We start from the raw sequence: 20,667 nt of genomic DNA on the forward strand, positions 1-20,667 counted from the left end.
CTGGTCGGCCCCGCGGCGTGCGAGGCTCCCGGTCGCCAGACTCGCTTCAGGTCAAAGTTCGCCGCTGCGACTGTTCCGCGCCCCCCACGGGGACACGACACAATCACGAGGGAGATCGTCGCCACCATGACGAACTGGACCACCGAACGCGCGAAGCTGACTTACGCGATCCCACACTGGAGCAACGGCTACGTGGATGTGGCCGGCAACGGTCACCTGCAGATGCGCCCGCGCGGCGACGAGGGCCCGGCCCTCGACCTGCCGGCCATTGTCGATCAGGCCACGGCCCAGGGCCTGCGCCTGCCGTTGCTCGTCCGCTTCCCGGATATCCTCGCCGACCGTCTGGCGCGCCTGCAGCAGGCGTTCGCCAAGGCGATCGATGACGCCAAGTACGCCGGTTCCTACACGGCTATCTATCCGATCAAGGTCAACCAGCAGCGCGGCGTCGTCAGCGAACTGGTCGCCGCGGGCGAAGAGGGTTTCGGCCTCGAGGCCGGTTCCAAGCCGGAACTGATGGCCGTGCTCGCCTATGCCCGCCCCGGCAGCATGGTGGTCTGCAACGGTTATAAGGACCGCGAGTACGTCCGTCTCGCCCTGATCGGGCGCAAGCTCGGTCTGCGCGTCCACATCGTCATCGAGAAGCTCTCCGAGCTCGACCACGTGTTCGCCGAGGCGAAGGCGCTGGATGTCGAACCGCTGCTCGGCGTGCGCGTGCGCCTGGCCTCGATCGGTGCCGGCAAGTGGCAGAACACCGGTGGCGACAAGGGCAAGTTCGGTCTCAGCCCCGGTCAGGTGCTGGAGCTGATCGAACGCCTCGACGCCGCGGGCCTCAAGCACACGCTGAGGCTGCAGCACTTCCACATGGGCTCGCAGATCTCCAACGTGCGCGATATTGCCGCCGGCATGCGCGAAGCCGTGCGCTACTTCGTCGAACTGCACCGGCTGGGCGTGCCCATCGACGTCGTCGACGTGGGCGGCGGTCTGGGCGTGGATTACGAAGGCACCCGCTCGCGCAGCTATAACTCGATCAACTACAGCCTGGGCCAGTACGCCGCCAGCATCGTGCAGCCGCTGGCCGAGGCCGTCGCCGAGCACGGCATGAAGGCGCCGGTCATCTTCACCGAGTCCGGTCGCGCGATGACCGCGCACCACGCGGTGATGGTGGTCAACGTCACCGAGGTGGAAGAGGTACCCGAGGGTTCGGTGCCCGCGCCGCGCGCGGACGAGCCGACGGTGCTGCGTCACCTTCGCGAGACGCACGCCGAGCTCGACAGCCGCCCGCCGCTGGAGCTGTTCCACGAAGCGCAGCATCACTTCGCCGAGGGCCAGGCGCTCTACGCGCTGGGTCAGCTCGACCTGCGCGACCGCGCGAAGCTCGACGACCTGTTCTACGCGATCGCCAACGCGGTGCGTCCGCGCCTGCTGCCGGCGGAGCGCGCGCATCGTCAGGCGCTGGACGACCTGGACGAGAAGCTGGTCGACAAGTACTTCGTGAACTTCTCCGTGTTCGAGTCGGTGCCGGATATCTGGGCGATCGATCAGATCTTCCCGATCGTGCCGATCTCACGTCTGGACGAGGAACCCACGCGCCGGGGCGTGATCGCCGACCTCACCTGCGACTCGGACGGCCGTATCGATCATTACGTGGATGCCGAAGGCGTGGACGTCAGCCTGCCGCTGCACGCCCTGCGTGACGACCAGTCGTACCGCCTCGGTATCTTCATGGTCGGCGCGTACCAGGAAACCCTGGGCGACATCCACAACCTGTTCGGCGACACCGACGCGGTGAATGTCCGCGCGACGGCCGACGGTTACGAGTTCGCGCACGTGCGTCATGGCGACACGACGGACCTGATGCTCGACTACGTGGGTTACGACCTCAGGCAGCTGCGCCAGTCCTACACCGACCGGCTGGCCGCGGCAGGCATTACCGGCGCCGAGGCGGAGATGTTGTCCGCCTCGCTGGACAAGGGCCTCACCGGCTACACGTACCTGGCGGAAACCGCAGGGCGTTGATTCCAACCGCGGCGCCTCAGGGCGCCGCGTCTCTTTTCAGACATCGACAAAGGTTTTCGGGATGACCCTCAAGGCAGCATTCATCGGACTCGGCGCGATGGGCGCCCCCATGGCGGGACATCTTCATGCGAAGGGCCTGCTGGCCGCGGTCGGTAATCGCTCACAGGCGAAGGCCGATGCGCTGGCGAAGGAGCTTGGTGTCGACGCGCCCGATCTCGCGGGCATTGCCTCGTCATGTGACGTGATCGCCCTGTGCGTCAGTGCGGATGCGGACGTCATCGGCGTGGTGGAAGCGTTGGCTCCGTCATTGAAGAGGGGAGCGATCGTCGTCGATCACTCGACCGTCGCTCCCGCCACGGCGAAGAAGGCCGCCAGCCTGCTCGCCGATGTGGGTGCGCTGTTCCTGGATGCGCCGGTGTCCGGCGGCGTCGAAGGCGCGAAGAACGGCACGTTGTCCGTGATGGTCGGCGGCGACGCGGAGGTGCTCGAGCGAGCACGTCCGGTGCTGGAAGCCTATGGGGCGCGTATCACGCACATGGGCGCGGTCGGCAGCGGCCAGGCAACCAAGGCGGTCAATCAGGTGCTGGTCGCGGGCATTGCCCACGCGGTGACGGAAGGGCTCGCGCTGGGTGAAGCGCTCGGTCTGCAAGCGGATCGCCTCATTCCGACGCTGGCGGCGGGCGCGGCGGGCAACTGGTTCCTCGACAAGCGTGGCGCGACGATGCTGCGCAACGAGTTTTCGGTGGGCTTCAAGCTGGCGCTGCTGCACAAGGACCTCGGCATCGTGCGCGGTATCGCGAAGGACGCGGGTACCAACCGCACCATCATCGAACAGTCGCTGGCCGACTTCGCCGAACTGATGTCGCAGGGCTACGGCGATGACGACATTTCGGCACTCATTCGCCTGAAACGCGCTGACTGACAGGCGGGTACATCGCTTCAAAAAAAATCCCGCCGTTCGGCGGGATTTTTTTGGCGGCGGCGGGGGAGTGACCTCAGCCGCCTTCCTTCAGGGCAATCGCGCTGATGCCCGCCGACTGCAGGCGCTGCTTGGTGCCTTCCAGATCGGTCGCGGACTTGAACGGGCCGAGACGCACGCGGTTGTAGGTCTGCGAGCCGACCTTCACCGACTGGACGTTGGCAACGAAGCCCTGCAACGCGAGCTTGGCCTTCAATGCCTCCGCATCGGCGGCGCTCGGGAACGCGCCAACCTGCAACAGGTAACCCGGGCTGCCCGTCGCGGCAGCGGGGGCGGCGGGCTGTGACGGAGCGGCGGTGACCGTCTGCGTCGCGGCCTTCGGCAGATTCGCCGCGGCCTGCTGCACCTGAGCCTGCTGCTGGGCGGCGGCAGCCTGCTGAGCCTGCGCCTGCTGGGTCTGTTGCGCGGCCAGTTGCTGCTGTTTCTGCTGCTGGGCTTCGGCACTGGCCTGGGCGCGGATCTCGGCGTCCGGAATGCGGACTTCCTTCTCCGAGAGCACCGAGTAGAAATCGTACGACGGCTTCTTCGGTTTCTCGGGTGCGGTCTGCTCGACGACGCCCGGGTCGCTGCCCTTCTGCGCGGTGGCTTCCGGGTTTGGCGCCGGGCCCTGCTGCTTCTGCATCATGGGAATCAGCGTGCCGCGCATGGCGAAGGCCATGAGCAGGGCGCCGGCGAGGATGCCGATCAGTGCCCAGCCCCAGCCGGGCATGCCGCCGCTCGAACCGTTGCGGACGGCCTGACGGCCTTTCGTCGCCTTCTTGCGTGTTGCCATTTACATGCTCTCCGGGGCCGAAATGCCCAGCAGATCCAGACCGTTGCGAAGCACCTGCTGCGTGGCCGCCACAAGCGCGAGGCGGGCGTCACGCAGATCGGCGTCGTCCACGATCCACTTATGCTCGTGATAGTAACTGTGGAGCGCGCCCGCGAGTTCGCGCAGATACTGCGCGATCAGGTGCGGTTCCAGATTGGCGGCTGCCGACTCGACCATTTCGGGGTAACGCGACAGCTCGACCATCAGCGCCGACTCGTGCTCGGTGGCGAGCAGGTCGAGCTTCGCGAGACCGTTGCCCCGATCCGTGGACAGGCCGCGGTCGGCCAGTTCGCGGAAGACGCGGCTGGCGCGTGCATGCGCGTACTGGATGTAATAGACCGGGTTGTCGTTGCTCTGCGAGCGGGCCAGGTCGATGTCGAAGACCAGCTGCGAATCCGCCTTGCGGGCGATCAGGAAGTAACGCGTGGCGTCACGGCCCGCTTCGTCGATGAGGTCGCGCAGGGTGACGTAGGAACCGGCGCGCTTGGAGATCTTCACCTCTTCGCCGCCGCGCATCACCGTCACCATCTGGTGCAGCACGTATTCCGGCCAGTTCTTCGGAATGCCGGTATCCAGCGCCTGCAGGCCGGCTTTCACGCGGGCCAGCGACCCGTGATGATCCGAACCCAGCTCGGTGATGGCGCGCTCGTAGCCGCGCTGCCACTTGGTACGGTGGTAGGCCACGTCCGGGAGAAAATAGGTGAACGTACCATCGGACTTGCGCATGACGCGGTCCTTGTCGTCACCGAAATCCGTCGAGCGGAGCCACAGCGCGCCGCCTTCCTCGTAGGTATGTCCGTGGGCCACGAGTTCCTTTACGGTCTCGTCGACCCGGCCCTCGCTGTAGAGCGACGACTCGAGGTAATACACGTCGAAACCGACACCGAACGCCTTGAGGTCCAGGTCCTGCTCGTTGCGCAGGTAGGCCACGGCGAAGCGACGGATATCGTCCAGGTTGTCGGCGTCGCCGGTACCGACAACGGTCTCGCCGTCGGCTTCGACCGATTCCTTCGCCAGAAAGGCGCGGGCCACTTCGGCAATGTAGTCGCCGCGGTAGCCGGATTCCGGCCAGCCCGCTTCGTCCGGGGCGATGCCCCTGGCGCGCGCCTGCGTGGACAGGGCCAGGTTTGCGATCTGCACGCCCGCGTCGTTGTAATAGAACTCGCGGAACACTTTCCAGCCGCTGGCGGCCAGCAGGCGACTCAGGCTGTCGCCGATCGCCGCCGCGCGGCCATGGCCGACATGCAGCGGGCCGGTCGGGTTGGCCGAGACGAACTCGACGCCCGCCGTACGGCCACCGCCGTCCCGGTTGTGCCCGTAGCGGTCGCCTTCGGCCAGCGCGCGATCGATCTCGGCGTGAAAGGCGGCCGGCGCCAGGAAGAAGTTGATGAAGCCCGGGCCGGCGATCTCGACCTTGCCGACCAGGGAGGAAGCGGGAAGCGCTTCGACCAGGTCCGTGGCGAGATCGCGTGGCTTACGGCCGGCGGCCTTGGCCATCATCATGGCCACGTTGGTGGCGAAGTCGCCGTGCTCGCGGCTGCGCGTGCGCTCGATCACGAACGTGGGCGCGACGAAATCGGACGGCAGTTTGCCGGACTCCCGCATAGCCCCGATGGCCTGCAGGACGAGTTGTTTCAACTGTGCTTTCACGGGATGGGCGACGCGGATATGGAACCGGCAATCCTATCAGAAGGGCCGCGCCGGCCGGTCGCCCAAGGCAACGGCCCGTTTTCCACAGCCTGTGGATAACTCTGTGGGCAATAACGACGCGCTGCGACCCCGCGCCACATCGCGCCTCGTTGACATCGTCGCGTAACAACTAAAGCCTATTTCAAACAGTGACTTGCGAGACTGACTTGCGCCGAGACACAAGCTGTGACGTCCAAGTGGCAAATCGGCGCAATGTGCATAACTCGAATCCTGCAAGTGCCGCGGCGTCGTTCCCGGAGCGTTCCACCGCACGCGTCACACGCGATGCGCCGCCGCGTCACGGGGCTGTCATCGCCCATCGTCACAATTCATCGTGTGCCCGGTGTCTCCCCGGCCCAACGGCACAAAGGGCTCACCACGCCCCTCCCTCGAAATGGTGACCCCAACGGCGCGAGCGGCACTCGCGCCGTTTTTTTTGCCTGAAATCCGGTCTCAGATAAGTCCCCGGTCCGCCATGGACACCGGCTCGCCCTGCCCGATCACCAGATGATCGAGAACCCGGATATCCATGAGTTTGAGGGCGTCGACCAGCACGCGGGTGATCTCGCGGTCCGCCCGGCTCGGTTCGGCTACGCCGGACGGGTGGTTGTGGGCGAGGATCACCGCCCCCGCGTGGTGGCGCAGGCAGGCCCGGACGACCTCGCGCGGATAGACGCTGGCACCGTCGAGCGTGCCGCGGAACAGTTCTTCATACCCGAGCACCCGGTGCCGGGTATCCAGGAACAGGCAGGCGAACACCTCGTAAGGAAGGTGCCGCAGCCGGGCCTTGAGGTAGGCGGCGCTATCTTCCGAGGAACCGATGGCCGGCAGGTCGGTGAGTTCTTCTTTCAACGACCGGCGGGCCAGTTCGATGGTCGCGACCAGCCGTGCCCGCTTGGCGGGCCCGACGCCGCTGAGTCTGGGCAGCTGGTCGGGATCCGAGAGCAGACGGCCCAGGCTGCCCGCCTGGGCGAGCAGTGCCCGGCCGGTGGCGACGGCATCCCGTCCGGCGACACCGTTACCGAGGACGACGGCGAGCAGCTCCGCGTCGGACAGCGCGCTCGCGCCGTGAGCCAGCAGGCGTTCGCGAGGGCGGTCGCCGACCGGCCACTCCCGGATGGTCAGACCGCGTACGCCGGGCGCGCCGGCGGTCGTCGCGTTGAATGCCGGTGCGTTGTCGCGCACGGCCGAACGATGGAGGTGCCCCCGCTTCATGAGTCGTTCTTCCTGATGACCAGCCCGCGGCCGGAGAGATCCCCAACTTAGGATCGTCGCGGACGAATGGCGATAGAACGATTCTGAAAATGCGGGGCAATATGGGTGCGAGGCATGAGCCGGTCCGCTAAGCTTGATGACCCCTCGTCACCGCGCCGTTTTGCCATGAGTCTTCGCCAGCGTCGCATCCTCATTGGCGTTACCGGTGGTATCGCCGCCTACAAGATCTGCGAACTCGTCCGCCGCCTGCGCGACCTCGAGGCCGAGGTGCGCGTGGTGATGACGGAAGGCGCCACGCATTTCGTCACACCGACCACCTTCCAGGCGCTTTCGGGGCAGCCGGTGCGGGTCAGCCTGTGGGACGAGCAGGGCGAGGCCGCGATGGGTCACATCGAACTGGCTCGCTGGGCGGAGCGCGTCCTGATCGCCCCGGCGAGTGCCGACACCCTCGCGCGGCTCGCGCACGGCCATGCCGACGACCTGCTGACCACCGTGGTGCTCGCCACCGCCGCGCCTGTTTACGTCGCTCCGGCGATGAACCAGCAGATGTGGGCCAACCTCGCCGTACAGGCGAATGTCGGCACGCTCCGGGTCAGAGGTGTCGGCGTCCTCGGTCCCGCCGACGGCGATCAGGCCTGTGGCGACATCGGCTCGGGTCGCATGCTCGAGCCGCATGAACTCCGCGACATCCTCGTCGCCTCGTTCGGCGATCAGTCGCTGCGCGGCCGTCGCGTCGTGGTCAGCGCCGGCCCTACGTACGAGGACATCGATCCCGTACGCTTTATCGGCAACCGCAGCTCGGGCCGCATGGGCTTCGCGGTGGCTGCCGCCGCACGCGATGCCGGCGCGGACGTCACCCTCGTTGCCGGCCCGGTATCGCTGCCGACACCCCACGGCGTACGACGCGTGGATGTGCGCAGCGCCCGTCAGATGCACGACGCCGTGCTGTCCGCATCCGACGGCGCGGCTATCTACATCGGCGCCGCCGCGGTCGGCGACTACCGTCCCGCCGATGTCGCCGGTCACAAGCTAAAGAAGGCCGACGGTGCGCCGTTACGCCTCGAACTGGCCGAGAACCCGGACATCATCGGGACGCTCGCCGCGCAACCGGTGCATCCGTACCTCGTCGGCTTCGCCGCCGAAACGCGGGAGGTGTCCGGTTACGCCCAGGACAAGCTGCGTCGCAAGGGCCTGGACATGATCGCCGCCAACGAAGTGGGGGTGGGCAAGGGCTTCGAGGTGGCGGACAACGCACTGCATCTCTACTGGCCCGATGGCGACATCGCGCTACCCGAGATGCCGAAGACCGAACTGGCGCGCCAGCTGATCCAGCATGTCGCCCATCATTTCCTGGCTGCACACGGACACACCTCTTGATCGACATCGAACTGAAGATCCTCGACCCGCGGCTCGGCGACACCATTCCCTTGCCTGAGCAGGCCACCGGCGGCAGTGCCGGCATGGATCTGCGGGCGGCGGTGGATGCCCCCGTGACGCTGGCCCCCGGTGAGAGCCTCCTGGTACCGACGGGTCTGGCCATTCACATCGGCGACCCGGCCTGGTGTGCTCTGATCGTGCCGCGCTCGGGCCTGGGGCATAAACAGGGTCTGGTCATGGGCAATCTGGTGGGCGTCATCGATGCCGACTACCAGGGGCCGCTGATGATTTCGTGCTGGAATCGTGGAAACGCACATGTGACCATCGCGCCGGGTGACCGGGTTGCGCAATTATTGCTAGTTCCGGTGGGACGAGCGCGGTTGCGCGTAGTGGAAGGATTCGCACCTTCGCAGCGGGGCGAAGGCGGGTTCGGTTCGACCGGTATTGGCTGATTCGCCGAGGGATACAAGGGGCACCATGGCTGGGAAAGAGGGTGGGGAAGGGCGGGGGTCCCGGACCGATCTGCGACGTTTGCTGCCGCTGGCCGGCGCGACGCTGCTTATCGTGGCGGGTGCGTTCTGTGCGTGGCAGGCCTGGCTGATCGCGGACGAAAGCGCCGCGGCCGAGCGTACGCGTGCTGCGCAGCGGCAGACCGTGAGCGAGCTTGCCAGCCTTTACGGCGCGAAACGCCAGCAGTTCCTTCGCGCGGCGGCCGACCCATCCGTGGAAGCGGCGATCGACGATCACGCCGCGGCGGCCGCGCGGTTACATGCCCTGTTGCCGGCGGCGAAGGTCGTCGAGGTGTACAGCGCCGGGCTGGACGAAGTGGTCCGGGCCAACTTCCGCGAATTCGGCTATGCCAAGGCGGCGCAGCTGATGGCGGCCCTCGGCTCGTCCGAGCCGCCGGTCGCGGCGACGACCCTGCATGGCAGCGAGCGCAATCTCTCGGTCGCCGAACCGATTTCGGTCGGCGGTACGGTGCGCGCCTGGGCGTGGCTCGAGTATCCGTTCGACGACATGGCGGCGCGTTTCGAAGCATCCTCGCCGGGCGGCGGTCGCCTGGCCCTGAGGCAAGGCGATGGCGACACCGGCACGACGCTGCTTGCCAAAGGTTCGCGTTCCGTCGGGGTGGACGGGCAGGAGATCGTCATCGCCGGTACCTCCTTGTATGTAAAGGCGGCGATGCCCGAGGCCTTCATCGTCATCCCGCATTCCGAACTCCTGGCCGTGTTGCTCACCCTCATCGGGCTGGGCGGCGGTGCCTTCCTGCTCTGGTCCAGCCGTCGTCAGCCGACGGTCGTCGAAGCCGAGCCCGAGCCCGAGATCCTCGTCGCCGACGTGCCGCGGAGGCCGCGCCTCCCGCCGACGCCACAGGCAGGCGGCAACGTGGTCCGCGAGACGGTGCGTGCGCCGGCAACCGCTCCGGCGGCGATCGATCCGTCGATCTTCCGCGCCTACGACATCCGCGGCGTGGTCGGCACGTCGCTCACAGCCGACGTGGCACGCCGTATCGGTCAGGCCATCGGCGGTCTGATGACCGAACGCGGTCTGCACGAGATCGTGGTCGGCCGGGACGGCCGTCTGTCGGGTGAAGCGCTGACCGCGGGATTGTCGGACGGCCTGCGTGCCGCCGGCATCGACGTGATCGATATCGGCCTGGTTCCCACGCCGTTGGTGTATTTCGCCGCCTACCATCTGGGTACCGGCTGCGGTGTGGCCGTCACTGGCAGTCATAACGCGGCGGACCACAACGGTTTCAAGATCGTGGTCGGCGCCGAGACGCTGGCCGATGCCGCCATCACCGATCTGTACCGCCGGATCGTAGACGGCCGGCTGCGGGAAGACGGCGTCGGCACCTGGCGTGAGCAGTCGATCATCGAGCCGTATGTGGCCCGCATCGTCGGTGACGTCTCCGCGGAGCGCCGCCTGAAAGTGGTGGTCGATGCGGGCAATGGCGCAGCCGGTGTCGTCGCGCCCCGTGTCCTCGAGGACATCGGCTGCGAAGTCATTCCGCTGTACTGCGAGGTCGACGGTCGTTTCCCGAACCATCACCCCGATCCGTCCGACCCGCGTAATCTGGGCGACCTGATCGCGGCGGTGCATACCATCGGTGCCGATCTGGGCATCGCGTTCGACGGCGATGGCGACCGGCTCGGCGTGGTCACGGCCAGCGGGGAGATCATCTTCGCCGACCGGCTGCTGATGCTGTTCGCTCAGGACGTGCTGTCCCGCAATCCGGGTGCGACCGTCATCTACGACGTCAAGTGCACGGGCCATCTTCGCAAGGTCATCCAGGATGCCGCCGGCGTTCCGCTGATGTGGCGCACCGGACATTCGCTGATCAAGAGCAAGATGCGCGACACCGGGGCCGCGCTGGCCGGTGAGATGAGCGGCCACTTCTTCTTCGCGGACAACAATCGCTGGTATGGCTTCGACGACGGCATCTACGCCGCCGCCCGCCTGCTCGAGATCGTTGCCGGCGATCTCGAGGAACGCAGCGTGGCGGAATTGTTCGATGCGCTGCCCAGGAGCGTGTCCACCCCGGAGCTGAAAATGCCGGTCGCGGAGGAAGGCGCGGCGTTCCGCTTTATGGAAAGCTTCAGCGCCGTATCCAGCTTCGAAGACGCCCGGGTCACGACGATCGACGGTATCCGTGTCGACTGGCCGGATGGTTGGGGGCTGGTGCGTGCATCCAATACGTCGCCGGCCCTGATCTTCCGTTTCGATGCCGACAACGCGAAGTCGCTCGAGCGTATCAAGCAGGCCTTCCGCCAGCGCCTGCTGGCGGTCGACCGGAACCTGCCCCTGCCGTTCTGAGCGGTGATCCGCCGGCCTCAGCGGCCGGCGGCGGCCTTCAGTTCGCGGTAGTGCTTCAGCTGTGCGTCCATGTTCACCTGGGCCGCGTCCTTCGCGGACATCTGGCGCTGCAACGTGGCGCGCAGGGCGGCCACCGTGTTGCGCTGATCGGTGATACGGGAACTCAGATACGGCGGTACGGGCTGCTTGCCGCGTTCGAGGTCGCCTGCGCGGTTGAGCAGGTCAGCCAGTGCCTTCTCCTGTCCCTGCAGGTTCAGCCGCGTGGTGCGCGCCGCCTGTTCGACGTTGTCCAGTTCGGCTTGCTTCGCCGTGGCGAAGGCGGCTTCATTGGGATACGCGTTGAGCAGCTGCGCGTCGTCGCGCCTTTGCTGATCGGCGGCGGCCTGGGCGGCTGCCTGCTGATCGGCCAGCTTCTTCGCGGCGGCGCGTTCGTCCGTGGTCAGCTGACGGTCGACGTGTTTGATCACGACGCCTTGCGAGTTGACGACGTCGTAGCCGGCTTTCATCGCATCGGACGTCAGGCTGTCGCTGAAAAACGACTGGCCGCTCGCATCCTTCCACTTGTAACGGAACGCGCTGTTGTTTCTCGTATTGTCCTGACCCGCGGCGAACGCGGTCGTGCCAAGGCACAGTGCCGCCCCCGCGAGGATGTAACGAACTGCCTGCATGATGTCCCCCTCCTGTCGGCTGAGTATAGCCAGCGCACGGGGAGAGGCCAGCTTGCCGGACGCAAGCGGCCTTTTACGCGTGACGCAGTCGCCGTTTTCGGTCAGGCGCTGACACCGTATCGTTCGCGATAAGCCAGCAGGCGACCGTGTTCGCTGGCCAGTTCAGGGCGCTCCCCCGCGTAGGTGAGCACATCGGCGAGGGTGGCGATGGCGACGACCGGGATACCGAACTGTGCCGCCACTTCCTGTGCCGCCGACAGCTCGCCCTGGCCGCGTTCCTGGCGGTCGAGCGCGATAAGCACGCCGGCAGGCTCGGCGCCCTGCGACCTGATCAGTTCGAGCGATTCGCGCACGGCGGTGCCGGCGGTCATCACGTCGTCGACGATCAGCACGCGGCCCTTGAGCGGTGCGCCGACGAGCGTGCCGCCTTCACCGTGCTCCTTGGCCTCCTTGCGGTTGTAGGCCCACGGCACGTCCCGGTCCTGGGTGTCGGCCAGAGCGATCGCGGTCGCGGCGGCCAGGGCGATCCCCTTGTAAGCCGGGCCGAACAGCATGTCGAAAGGGACGCCGGAGCGCGTCGCGGCGGCGGCGTACGAACGGCCGAGCCGGGCGAGGGCGGCACCGGAGTCGATCCGGCCCATGTTGAAAAAGTAGGGGCTGCTGCGACCCGACTTCAACGTGAACTCGCCGAAGCGCAGCACGTCACGGGCAAGGGTCAGTTCAATGAATTCGCGCTGGTAGTCGTGCACGTCGGTCTCTCTCAGGGTTTCCAGGGATGCAACAGGCGCCACATCACGTACTGCGGGCCGATCGGGCCGCCATGGTACAGCTCGTCGTGTTCGAGGTACCCGGCGCTGCGGTAGACGTGGACCGCCGCCTCGTTGCGTACGTTCACCATCAGCAGGATGCGCTCCTTGTCCGGGTGCCGGCCTTCGACATAAGCCTGGATGCCATCCAGGGCGCGACGCCCCAGGCCTTTCCCCTGCCAGCGGGCATCGATCATGAAGCTGCGCAGCGCGACCGCGCCGTCCACCAGGGGATGGTCGCCCAGGGCCACCGCATGACGGTCGATGCGCACGTAACCGACGACATCATCCTCGACCAGCAGGGCCAGGGCCTCGCTGCCCGGGCAGACGGCGGCATCGGCCATCGAATCGACCGTGCGTCCGACAAAGGGCAGCTGGGCCGGGTGCACCGCGACATCGAGGACGGCGTGGCGGAGTTCGGCGGTGACAGGCGTGACGCGGACGGGCTGGCTCATGCGCTCATTGTAGGCGCAGGTATGATGGCGGGATCGTCGAATACCCGATCAAGGTCCCATGCGCATCATTTCTCTGAACGCCAACGGTATCCGCTCCGCCGCCACGAAGGGTGTCTTCGACTGGCTTCGCGCACAGGATGCGGACGTCGTCTGCCTGCAGGAAACCAAGGCCCAGGAGTCGCAGCTCACCGATCCGATGTTCCGTCCGGACGGCCATCACTGCTTCTATCACGACGCGCGCAGCAAGAAGGGCTACAGCGGCGTGGCGATCTACTCGAAGCGCGAGCCGGACGAAGTACGCGTGTCGCTGGGCCGCGAGGACTTCGATTGCGAAGGGCGGTATATCGAGGCGCGCTACGGCAACCTCAGCGTAGTCTCGTTCTACATCCCGTCGGGCTCATCCGGTGACGAGCGTCAGCAGTACAAGTTCCGGATCATGGAATGGCTGACCCCGATTTTCCGTGAGTGGGCGGCCAGCGGACGCGAATACGTGCTCTGTGGCGACTGGAACATCGTCCATACGAAAAACGACATCAAGAACTGGACGTCGAACCAGAAGAACTCGGGCTGTCTGCCCGAAGAACGTGCCTGGCTCGACCTGCTCTTCAAGGAGATCGGCTGGGTGGACAGCTTCCGTGCGCTGAAGCCCGACGCCGTCGAGTACACCTGGTGGTCCAACCGCGGCCAGGCCCGCGCCAACAACGTGGGTTGGCGTATCGATTACCAGATCGTGACGCCGGGTCTGCGCGACCGCCTGCGCGACTGCTCGATCTACCGTGACGAGCGTTTCTCGGACCACGCCCCCTTCATCGTGGATTACGCCGAGTGAGCCAGGCGCCAGGCGCGTCCCGCTACAAGGGCCTGCGTGGCGTCAGCGCCGCGTTCGCCCAGCCGGGCGCGGTCATCATGCTGTTCTTCGGCCTGGCGTCCGGCCTGCCATTCCTGCTGGTCGGCAATACGCTGTCCGCGTGGCTGAAGGAGTCGGGCGTCGACTACGGCGCCATCGGCGTCGCCAGTTACGTCACGTTTGCCTACAACTTCAAGTTTCTCTGGGCGCCCCTGGTCGACAAGTGGCGCCTGCCTTTATTCGGACGACTGGGACTGCGTCGCGGCTGGTTGCTGTTCGCCCTGATCCTGCTCGGTATCGGTCTGCTCGGCATGGCGAGCTTCCCGCCGACCCTTTCGCTGGCGCGTTTCATGGGCGTGACGCTGGTGGCCGCCTTCGCCGGCGCGACCATCGACATCGTGGTGGATGCGTACCGAGTCGAGATCGCTCCGCCGGAAGCGCAGGGTGCCCTCGCGGCCACGTACACGCTCGGCTACCGCCTCGGCCTCATTGCGGGCGGCGCAGGCATCCTGATCGTGGCCGATGCGCTCGGCTGGCAGCGCGGCTACGTCGCGATATGCGCGCTGCTCGTCGTTCCCATCGTGGCGGTGCTGGTGGCGCGCGAGCCGGAGCACCGCGTGCGCGAGCGCGTGCCGCTGAGCGTCGCCATTCAGGAGGGCTTCGTCGGTCCGTTCCGCGATTTCCTGTCCCGTTACGGCCTTGGCCTGGCACTGGCGCTGCTGCTTTTCGTGGCCTTGTTCCGCCTACCGGATCAGATGCTCGGCGTCATGGCGTATCCGTTCTATCTGGATGCGGGCTTCAGTAAGACGCAGATCGCCGAGGTCTCCAAGGTGTATGGCGTCATCATCGGCATCGCCGGCGCCTTGCTGGGCGGCTGGGCCGTGACCCGCTTCGAGATGCGGCGCCTGCTCGCCGTGGCCGCTGTCGGTGTCGCGTTGTCGAACCTGCTCTATCTGCTGATGGCGATGAATCCGGGGCAGACGTGGGCTTTCGTGGCGACGTTGTCGGGGGACAACTTCGCGCAAGGTTTCGCGGGCCCCGTGCTGGTGGCCTTCATGTCGGGGCTGGTCAACCGACAGTTCACCGCCACGCAGTACGCCTTGCTCAGTGCGCTGGCGAACCTGCCCGGCAAGCTGATGGGCGGTCTTTCCGGCTTTCTGGTCAAGGATTCCGGTTACGCGGCGCTCTTCATCGTAAGTACGGTTTCCATCGTGCCGACGCTCGTTCTGCTGGGTCTGCTGTGGCGTAAGATGCCGCGTCCCGGGGCCGTCAACACGGATTAGGCCGAACGGCCTGTCTTTGCAACGTGCCAAAACTGTGTAAGATTTCCGGCACAGGGGGCATGCGCGAGGAGGTAACGCACGTGCCAGATATTGTTGTAAGACATATCGACGAGCAAATGGCTGAGCGGATCAAAGCGCTCGCCCGGGAACGCCGCTGGTCGATCAATGAAGTCATTCTCCACGCGTTGCGTTACGGGCTGGGTCTGAGTCCGGGCGACGTGTTCAGCGAGCTGTTGCTCGAACCCGGTGACATCGCCCACCTCACCGGTGCGTGGGATGCCGAAGAGCAGGCGGCGTTCCAGGAGGCACTCGCGGCGCTGGCGCAAGCCTCGCCGTCGTCGCTCGCCGACGCCGCGACCCGGCAGGCGTCACAGCCGTCCGAGACGTTCTAGCCGTCGCTCGATGGATTCAGCTCAGCGGTGCCGCGTAGAGGGCACCCAGCAGCCGGGGGCCAGTCGCCCCTGTCACCGCCGCCAGGTTTCCCGGCTCGCCGCGCAGTCGGCGATAAGCAAGCCACGCGAACGCCATTGCCTCCATCATGTCGGGATCGATCCCGAACTGCGTGCTCCGCAGCAGCGGGCGCCCTTCGAGGCGGGCGGCGATCGCGCCCATCAGCGCGGCGTTATGCACGCCACCACCGCAGGCGATGACGTCGACGGCATCCGGCGCATGCCGCCCGATCGCGTCGGCGATACTCACCGCGCTCAGGGCGAGCAGTGTCGCCTGCACGTCTTCAGGAGGCAGTTCGGCCACGCGCGGATGCATGTCCAGCCACGCGAGGTGGAAATGTTCGCGACCGGTGCTCTTGGGCGGTGGCAGGGCGAAGTAGGCGTCGTCCAGCAACCGGGCAAGCAGGCGTTCGTCGATCCGGCCCGATGCCGCGAAGCGGCCGTCCCTGTCGAACGCTTCGCCGCGATGACGAAGACACCACGCGTCCATCAATCCGTTCGCGGGACCGGTATCGAAGCCGGTGACGCCACCGTCCGCGCCCAGCCGTGTCACGTTGGCGATGCCGCCCAGATTGAGTACGACGCGCGAACCGGCCGAGGGACGCAGTACCGTCGCGTGGAACGCCGGCACCAGCGGCGCGCCCTGGCCGCCGGCGGCCACGTCGGCGCGGCGGAAGTCGGCCACGGTATCGATGCGCGTACGCTCCGCGATCACGGAGGCGTCGCCGATCTGCAGGGTGAACGGGTGGTCTCCACCCGGGCGATGACGAATCGTCTGCCCGTGCGAACCGATGGCGACGACCTCATCGGCGCGTACGCCCGCCATGCCGAGTACGGCGTGCGCCGCCTCCGCGAAGGCCAGGCCTACGGCGACATCGAGCCGCCCATAGCGGTCGAGGTCGAGTCGCTCCTCGTCCTGCGCTACGGCGAGGATCAGCCGGCGCAGATCATCGTTCCAGGGATGCGTCAGTCCGGCGACAAGCGCCGGCGACTCGTTCTCGAAGCGGACCAGCGCGGCGTCGATGCCGTCGGCGCTGGTCCCGGAAATGAGGCCGATGTAGAGGCCGTCAGCGTTGGCCACGAATCAGTCGGTGCTTTTCGTGCCGTTGTCGGCGCGTGCAAGCCTGGTGCTGTTGTCGACCTGCTTCAGGCGGGCGAGCTGCGGACCGACCACTTCCTTCTTGAACCTGGCCAGCTGCGCGGCCGGAAGCGGCTCGGGCTTGGGCAGGGTCACCGTCTGCGGATCGCGCTGCACGTTGTTGACGCGGAATTCGTAGTGCAGATGCGGGCCGGTGGCGAGGCCGGTCATGCCGACAAAACCGATGGTGCTGCCCTGGCTGACACGCTGGCCGACGCGCAGGTTGGCGAACCTGGACATATGGCCGTAGGCAGTGCTGATCGTGGCGTTGTGCTGAATGACCACGAAGTTGCCGTAGCCGTTCATCCAGCCACGGAACTTGACGACGCCATCGCCGGCGGCGTGGATCGGCGTGCCGGTGGGCGCGGCGTAGTCCACGCCCTTGTGAGCGCGCATCTTGCCGAGGATCGGATGCATGCGGCCGGCGCTGAACTGCGAGGAGATGCGGGTGAAGTCGACCGGGATGCGCAGGAAGGAACCGGTGAGCGGGCGACCCTCCTCGCTGAAGTAGCTGTATTTGCCGTCGCCGTTCTTGTACCGGTAGGCGGTGTAACGCTTGCCCTGATTGACGAACTCGGCGGCGACGATGTCGCCTTCCCGCAGGAACGCGCCATCGCTGTACACGTCATCGTAGACGACGGTGAAGTTGTCGCCGACGCGCAGGTCCTGCACGAAGTCGATATCGAACTTGAACACCTCGGCGAGCTTCAGCACCATCGCGTTGCTCATGCCGGCCTGCGAGGCCGCGCCGAACAGCGAGCTGTCGATGACGCCGTGCGCGATGTGCTCGCGACGCTGTACGTCACGCGTCTGGGTGGTGAGCTGCGGTTTGTCGCCGTCGATACGCAGGGTGGCGATGTTGGCCTCGTCCTGATCGAAACGCACGCCCTTGAGTGTGTGGTCGGCACCGACCAGGAACTGGAACTCCTGGCCCGGCTTGATCTGGTGGAACACCTTCGCACCGCCCGCGCCGTCGATGACGTGCTGCAGGTCGGTCATCGACAGGCCCTGGGCGAGGAAGATGTCGGCAAGGGTCTGGCCGGCCTTGACCTGCACCGTCTGCCATTCCTCGATCGGGGCGATCGGCTTGATCGACGCGGGATCGATCTTGGGCAGGGCAAGCGGGACGACGGCATGCGCGAGTGAATTGGCGGTCGGTGTTCCAGGGGCCGCGGCGGGCACGGTGACGGCGGTGGCGACGATCGCCGTCTCCTTCTTCATAGCGCCGGCCCAGGCGGGGATCACGAGAGCGGACAGAATGACCAGCAGGAAAGCGGTACCGGCGAGGATCCAGCGCTCGCGGCTCCAGCTGAGCGGCTCGGCCGAGGCGTTGCGGCTGAACGACCAATGGGCACGCGTATCGTAGAAGTGCGCGTGACGGCGCTGTGCCTTGCGCCGGATTGCCTGCTTGCGAGCGCTGTGCGCTCCGCGGTTCAGATCAGCCATTGTCTTTGTAATATCCGCTCGCCCCGAGTTGTCGCGTACCATAACGGCCTCGTGTAAAGGCCGTCAACGCCTTTTCCATCAAGGCTTTGCAACGCATCGTAGGGTTAACGCACAATTAACCGCTACGGCGTCTTCACACACAAATGTGAAGGTCGCAGACCTACATACCTATAGAGAGTGAGCATGAACGAGCTGGAGCAGGCCCTGGCGCTGATCGCGCGAGGCGCGGACGAGATCATCAAGAAGGACGACCTCGAGGCACGCCTCAAGACGGGGCGCCCGCTGCGCATCAAGGCTGGCTTCGATCCAACCGCGCCCGATCTTCATATCGGCCACACGGTGCTGCTCAACAAGATGCGCCAGTTTCAGGACCTGGGGCATCAGGTCATTTTCCTGATCGGCGACTTCACCGGAATGATCGGCGACCCTACCGGCAAGAACGTGACCCGCAAGGCCCTCACCCGTGAGGATGTCCTGGCCAACGCGGAGACCTACGCCGAGCAGGTCTATAAGGTGCTGGACCGGGAGAAGACCGAACTGCGCTTCAACTCCGAGTGGTTCGGCAAGATGGGCGCGGCTGACATGATCCGGCTGGCCGCCACTCATACGGTCGCACGCATGCTCGAGCGCGATGACTTCCAGAAGCGCTACAAGTCCGAACAGCCCATCGCCATCCATGAGTTCCTGTATCCCCTGACCCAGGGCTACGACTCGGTGGCGCTGGAGGCCGATGTCGAACTGGGCGGTACCGACCAGAAGTTCAACCTGCTGATGGGCCGTGCCCTGCAGGAGCACCACGGCCAGGCGCCGCAGATCGTTCTGACCATGCCGCTGCTGGAAGGCCTGGACGGCGTCAACAAGATGTCCAAGTCCCTGGGCAACTACATCGGTATCAATGAGCCAGCCATCGACATCGTCACCAAGACTATGAAGATCGGCGACGAGCTCATGTGGCGCTGGTTCGAGCTGCTGAGTTTCGAGGTGTCGCTGGACGAGCTGACCGTCATGAAGGCGGATGTCGCCTCGGGCGCGCTCAATCCGCGCGAGGCCAAGCTTCGCCTGGCTCGGGAACTGGCGACACGTTTCCACGATGCGGCGGCGGCCGAGCAGGCGATCGCCGGCTGGAACGCGGTGGTGACCGGGCAGGGCGATACCAGTCTGCTTCCGTTGTCGGACATCGAAGCTCCGGTCGAAGGCTTCCGGCTGGCCGCTCTTCTGACCGCCGCGGGCGTCACGCCGAGCAATTCCGAGGCAAACCGGAAGATCAAGGAACGTGCGGTCCGCATCGATGGCGACGTCGTGGAGGACGCTTCCCGCGTATTCACGGCCGGATTCGAAGGCGTGCTCCAGGTTGGCAAAAGAAATTTCGCCCGTATCCGCCTGATTTAACGCGTATTTCAAAAATAATTCACGAAAGGGGGTTGCAGACCTTTCTGAAAACCGTATTATTCGCCTCCCCGCAGCGGCCCACGTCGAAAGACGAACGCTACGGCAGCTGTATCGCCTCGGCGACAACCTCGAAAAAAAGTTTCACGAGGGTGTTGACGGAAACGAAAAACGATATAGAATGGGCGGCTCACTAGGACGAAACGTCCTGACGCAGAAAGCGAAATGCTTCGGCGGTAAGCGGAAAGATCTTTGACAGTGTGCGCAGGTGAATTGTGTGGACGCCTTGCGGTGGACTGAAGTAGTCAACCAAATGCAAGTGTCCCACTAGAAACAAAGTCAGCAATGAGTTTATTTCTTGTTGGGGTTAAGCACTTCAGAAAGATAGATCATCCTCGGATGGTCGAAAACTTAAGTGAAGAGTTTGATCCTGGCTCAGATTGAACGCTGGCGGCATGCTTAACACATGCAAGTCGAACGGCAGCACAGCAGAGCTTGCTCTGTGGGTGGCGAGTGGCGGACGGGTGAGTAATGCATCGGGACCTACCCAGACGTGGGGGATAACGTAGGGAAACTTACGCTAATACCGCATACGTCCTACGGGAGAAAGCGGGGGATCGCAAGACCTCGCGCGGTTGGATGGACCGATGTGCGATTAGCTAGTTGGTAAGGTAACGGCTTACCAAGGCGACGATCGCTAGCTGGTCTGAGAGGATGATCAGCCACACTGGGACTGAGACACGGCCCAGACTCCTACGGGAGGCAGCAGTGGGGAATATTGGACAATGGGCGCAAGCCTGATCCAGCAATGCCGCGTGTGTGAAGAAGGCCCTCGGGTTGTAAAGCACTTTTATCAGGAGCGAAATCTGCAAGGTTAATACCTTTGCAGTCTGACGGTACCTGAGGAATAAGCACCGGCTAACTCCGTGCCAGCAGCCGCGGTAATACGGAGGGTGCAAGCGTTAATCGGAATTACTGGGCGTAAAGCGTGCGTAGGCGGTTCGTTAAGTCTGTTGTGAAAGCCCCGGGCTCAACCTGGGAATGGCAATGGATACTGGCGAGCTAGAGTGTGTCAGAGGATGGTGGAATTCCCGGTGTAGCGGTGAAATGCGTAGAGATCGGGAGGAACATCAGTGGCGAAGGCGGCCATCTGGGACAACACTGACGCTGAGGCACGAAAGCGTGGGGAGCAAACAGGATTAGATACCCTGGTAGTCCACGCCCTAAACGATGCGAACTGGATGTTGGTCTCAACTCGGAGATCAGTGTCGAAGCTAACGCGTTA

17 protein-coding genes and 1 rRNA gene are annotated in these 20,667 nt (G+C 65.4%); 10 read left to right on the forward strand and 8 right to left on the reverse strand.

Annotation, left to right across the window (positions count from 1 at the left end):
- Window positions 1-126 precede the first annotated feature (126 nt).
- Both speA and BLT40_RS13235 read left to right on the forward strand, forming a co-directional pair.
- A complete protein-coding gene (speA, locus tag BLT40_RS13230) occupies window positions 127-2,016 on the forward strand; it encodes an arginine decarboxylase (RefSeq protein WP_043691650.1) in 1,890 nt (629 codons plus the stop codon).
- 61 nt (window positions 2,017-2,077) lie between these two features.
- Window positions 2,078-2,938: an NAD(P)-dependent oxidoreductase gene (locus tag BLT40_RS13235; protein ID WP_090353762.1), complete on the forward strand. Its 861-nt coding sequence runs from the start codon at window positions 2,078-2,080 to the stop codon at window positions 2,936-2,938.
- A gap of 73 nt (window positions 2,939-3,011) precedes the next feature.
- Here the strand turns inward: BLT40_RS13235 and BLT40_RS13240 are convergent, their stop codons facing one another.
- The 3 genes from BLT40_RS13240 to radC all read right to left on the reverse strand — a co-directional run bounded on the left by BLT40_RS13240 (window position 3,012) and on the right by radC (window position 6,620).
- Window positions 3,012-3,767, reverse strand: coding sequence for an SPOR domain-containing protein (locus tag BLT40_RS13240; protein WP_043691654.1), 756 nt, complete (start codon window positions 3,765-3,767; stop codon window positions 3,012-3,014).
- Entirely contained in the window at window positions 3,768-5,456 is a 1,689-nt protein-coding gene (gene argS, locus BLT40_RS13245) for an arginine--tRNA ligase (RefSeq protein ID WP_090353766.1), read from the reverse strand. It abuts the gene before it with no gap.
- A 492-nt stretch (window positions 5,457-5,948) separates the two neighbouring features.
- The gene (gene radC / locus BLT40_RS13250; protein WP_036118650.1) at window positions 5,949-6,620 is read right to left on the reverse strand and encodes a RadC family protein; all 672 of its coding nucleotides are present in this window, start codon (window positions 6,618-6,620) and stop codon (window positions 5,949-5,951) included.
- A gap of 255 nt (window positions 6,621-6,875) precedes the next feature.
- On the opposite strand from radC, the gene coaBC reads away from it, so the two are divergent.
- From coaBC to BLT40_RS13265, 3 genes are read left to right on the forward strand one after another with little or no spacing between them, the layout of a single operon-like run.
- Complete coding sequence (coaBC, locus tag BLT40_RS13255) at window positions 6,876-8,087, forward strand: bifunctional phosphopantothenoylcysteine decarboxylase/phosphopantothenate--cysteine ligase CoaBC (protein WP_090353768.1); 1,212 nt, start codon at window positions 6,876-6,878, stop codon at window positions 8,085-8,087.
- A complete protein-coding gene (dut, locus tag BLT40_RS13260; RefSeq protein WP_090353771.1) occupies window positions 8,084-8,539 on the forward strand; it encodes a dUTP diphosphatase in 456 nt (151 codons plus the stop codon). Before coaBC ends, dut begins: the two co-directional genes overlap by 4 nt.
- 25 nt (window positions 8,540-8,564) lie before the next feature.
- Complete coding sequence (locus BLT40_RS13265; RefSeq protein WP_090353774.1) at window positions 8,565-10,904, forward strand: phosphomannomutase/phosphoglucomutase; 2,340 nt, start codon at window positions 8,565-8,567, stop codon at window positions 10,902-10,904.
- A gap of 17 nt (window positions 10,905-10,921) precedes the next feature.
- Here the strand turns inward: BLT40_RS13265 and BLT40_RS13270 are convergent, their stop codons facing one another.
- The 3 genes from BLT40_RS13270 to BLT40_RS13280 all read right to left on the reverse strand — a co-directional run bounded on the left by BLT40_RS13270 (window position 10,922) and on the right by BLT40_RS13280 (window position 12,833).
- Entirely contained in the window at window positions 10,922-11,572 is a 651-nt protein-coding gene (locus tag BLT40_RS13270) for a DUF4124 domain-containing protein (protein ID WP_255364011.1), read from the reverse strand.
- A gap of 101 nt (window positions 11,573-11,673) precedes the next feature.
- The gene (pyrE, locus tag BLT40_RS13275) at window positions 11,674-12,321 is read right to left on the reverse strand and encodes an orotate phosphoribosyltransferase (protein WP_079523066.1); all 648 of its coding nucleotides are present in this window, start codon (window positions 12,319-12,321) and stop codon (window positions 11,674-11,676) included.
- Window positions 12,322-12,332: 11 nt separating this feature from the next.
- Window positions 12,333-12,833 (reverse strand): GNAT family N-acetyltransferase, encoded by a 501-nt coding sequence (locus BLT40_RS13280; RefSeq protein WP_090353780.1) that lies wholly within the window; start codon window positions 12,831-12,833, stop codon window positions 12,333-12,335.
- Between the two features lie 58 nt (window positions 12,834-12,891).
- On the opposite strand from BLT40_RS13280, the gene BLT40_RS13285 reads away from it, so the two are divergent.
- The 3 genes from BLT40_RS13285 to BLT40_RS13295 all read left to right on the forward strand — a co-directional run bounded on the left by BLT40_RS13285 (window position 12,892) and on the right by BLT40_RS13295 (window position 15,355).
- The gene (locus BLT40_RS13285) at window positions 12,892-13,662 is read left to right on the forward strand and encodes an exodeoxyribonuclease III (RefSeq protein WP_079523064.1); all 771 of its coding nucleotides are present in this window, start codon (window positions 12,892-12,894) and stop codon (window positions 13,660-13,662) included.
- A gap of 77 nt (window positions 13,663-13,739) precedes the next feature.
- Entirely contained in the window at window positions 13,740-14,963 is a 1,224-nt protein-coding gene (locus BLT40_RS13290) for an AmpG family muropeptide MFS transporter (RefSeq protein WP_090353974.1), read from the forward strand.
- Window positions 14,964-15,043: 80 nt separating this feature from the next.
- A complete protein-coding gene (locus tag BLT40_RS13295; protein WP_051944325.1) occupies window positions 15,044-15,355 on the forward strand; it encodes a ribbon-helix-helix protein, CopG family in 312 nt (103 codons plus the stop codon).
- A 16-nt stretch (window positions 15,356-15,371) separates the two neighbouring features.
- On the opposite strand, the gene BLT40_RS13300 is transcribed toward BLT40_RS13295, so the two are convergent.
- The gene (locus tag BLT40_RS13300; RefSeq protein WP_090353784.1) at window positions 15,372-16,493 is read right to left on the reverse strand and encodes an anhydro-N-acetylmuramic acid kinase; all 1,122 of its coding nucleotides are present in this window, start codon (window positions 16,491-16,493) and stop codon (window positions 15,372-15,374) included.
- Window positions 16,494-16,496: 3 nt separating this feature from the next.
- Window positions 16,497-17,996, reverse strand: a complete 1,500-nt coding sequence (locus BLT40_RS13305) for an OapA family protein (RefSeq protein ID WP_090353787.1) — start codon at window positions 17,994-17,996, stop codon at window positions 16,497-16,499.
- A gap of 183 nt (window positions 17,997-18,179) precedes the next feature.
- On the opposite strand from BLT40_RS13305, the gene tyrS reads away from it, so the two are divergent.
- Window positions 18,180-19,385 (forward strand): tyrosine--tRNA ligase, encoded by a 1,206-nt coding sequence (gene tyrS / locus BLT40_RS13310; protein WP_090353790.1) that lies wholly within the window; start codon window positions 18,180-18,182, stop codon window positions 19,383-19,385.
- A gap of 409 nt (window positions 19,386-19,794) precedes the next feature.
- Window positions 19,795-20,667: ribosomal RNA gene (locus BLT40_RS13315) — 16S ribosomal RNA — on the forward strand; the annotation flags it as partial.

Source organism: Dyella sp. 333MFSha, from assembly GCF_900102405.1.
Taxonomy (GTDB): domain Bacteria; phylum Pseudomonadota; class Gammaproteobacteria; order Xanthomonadales; family Rhodanobacteraceae; genus Luteibacter; species Luteibacter mycovicinus.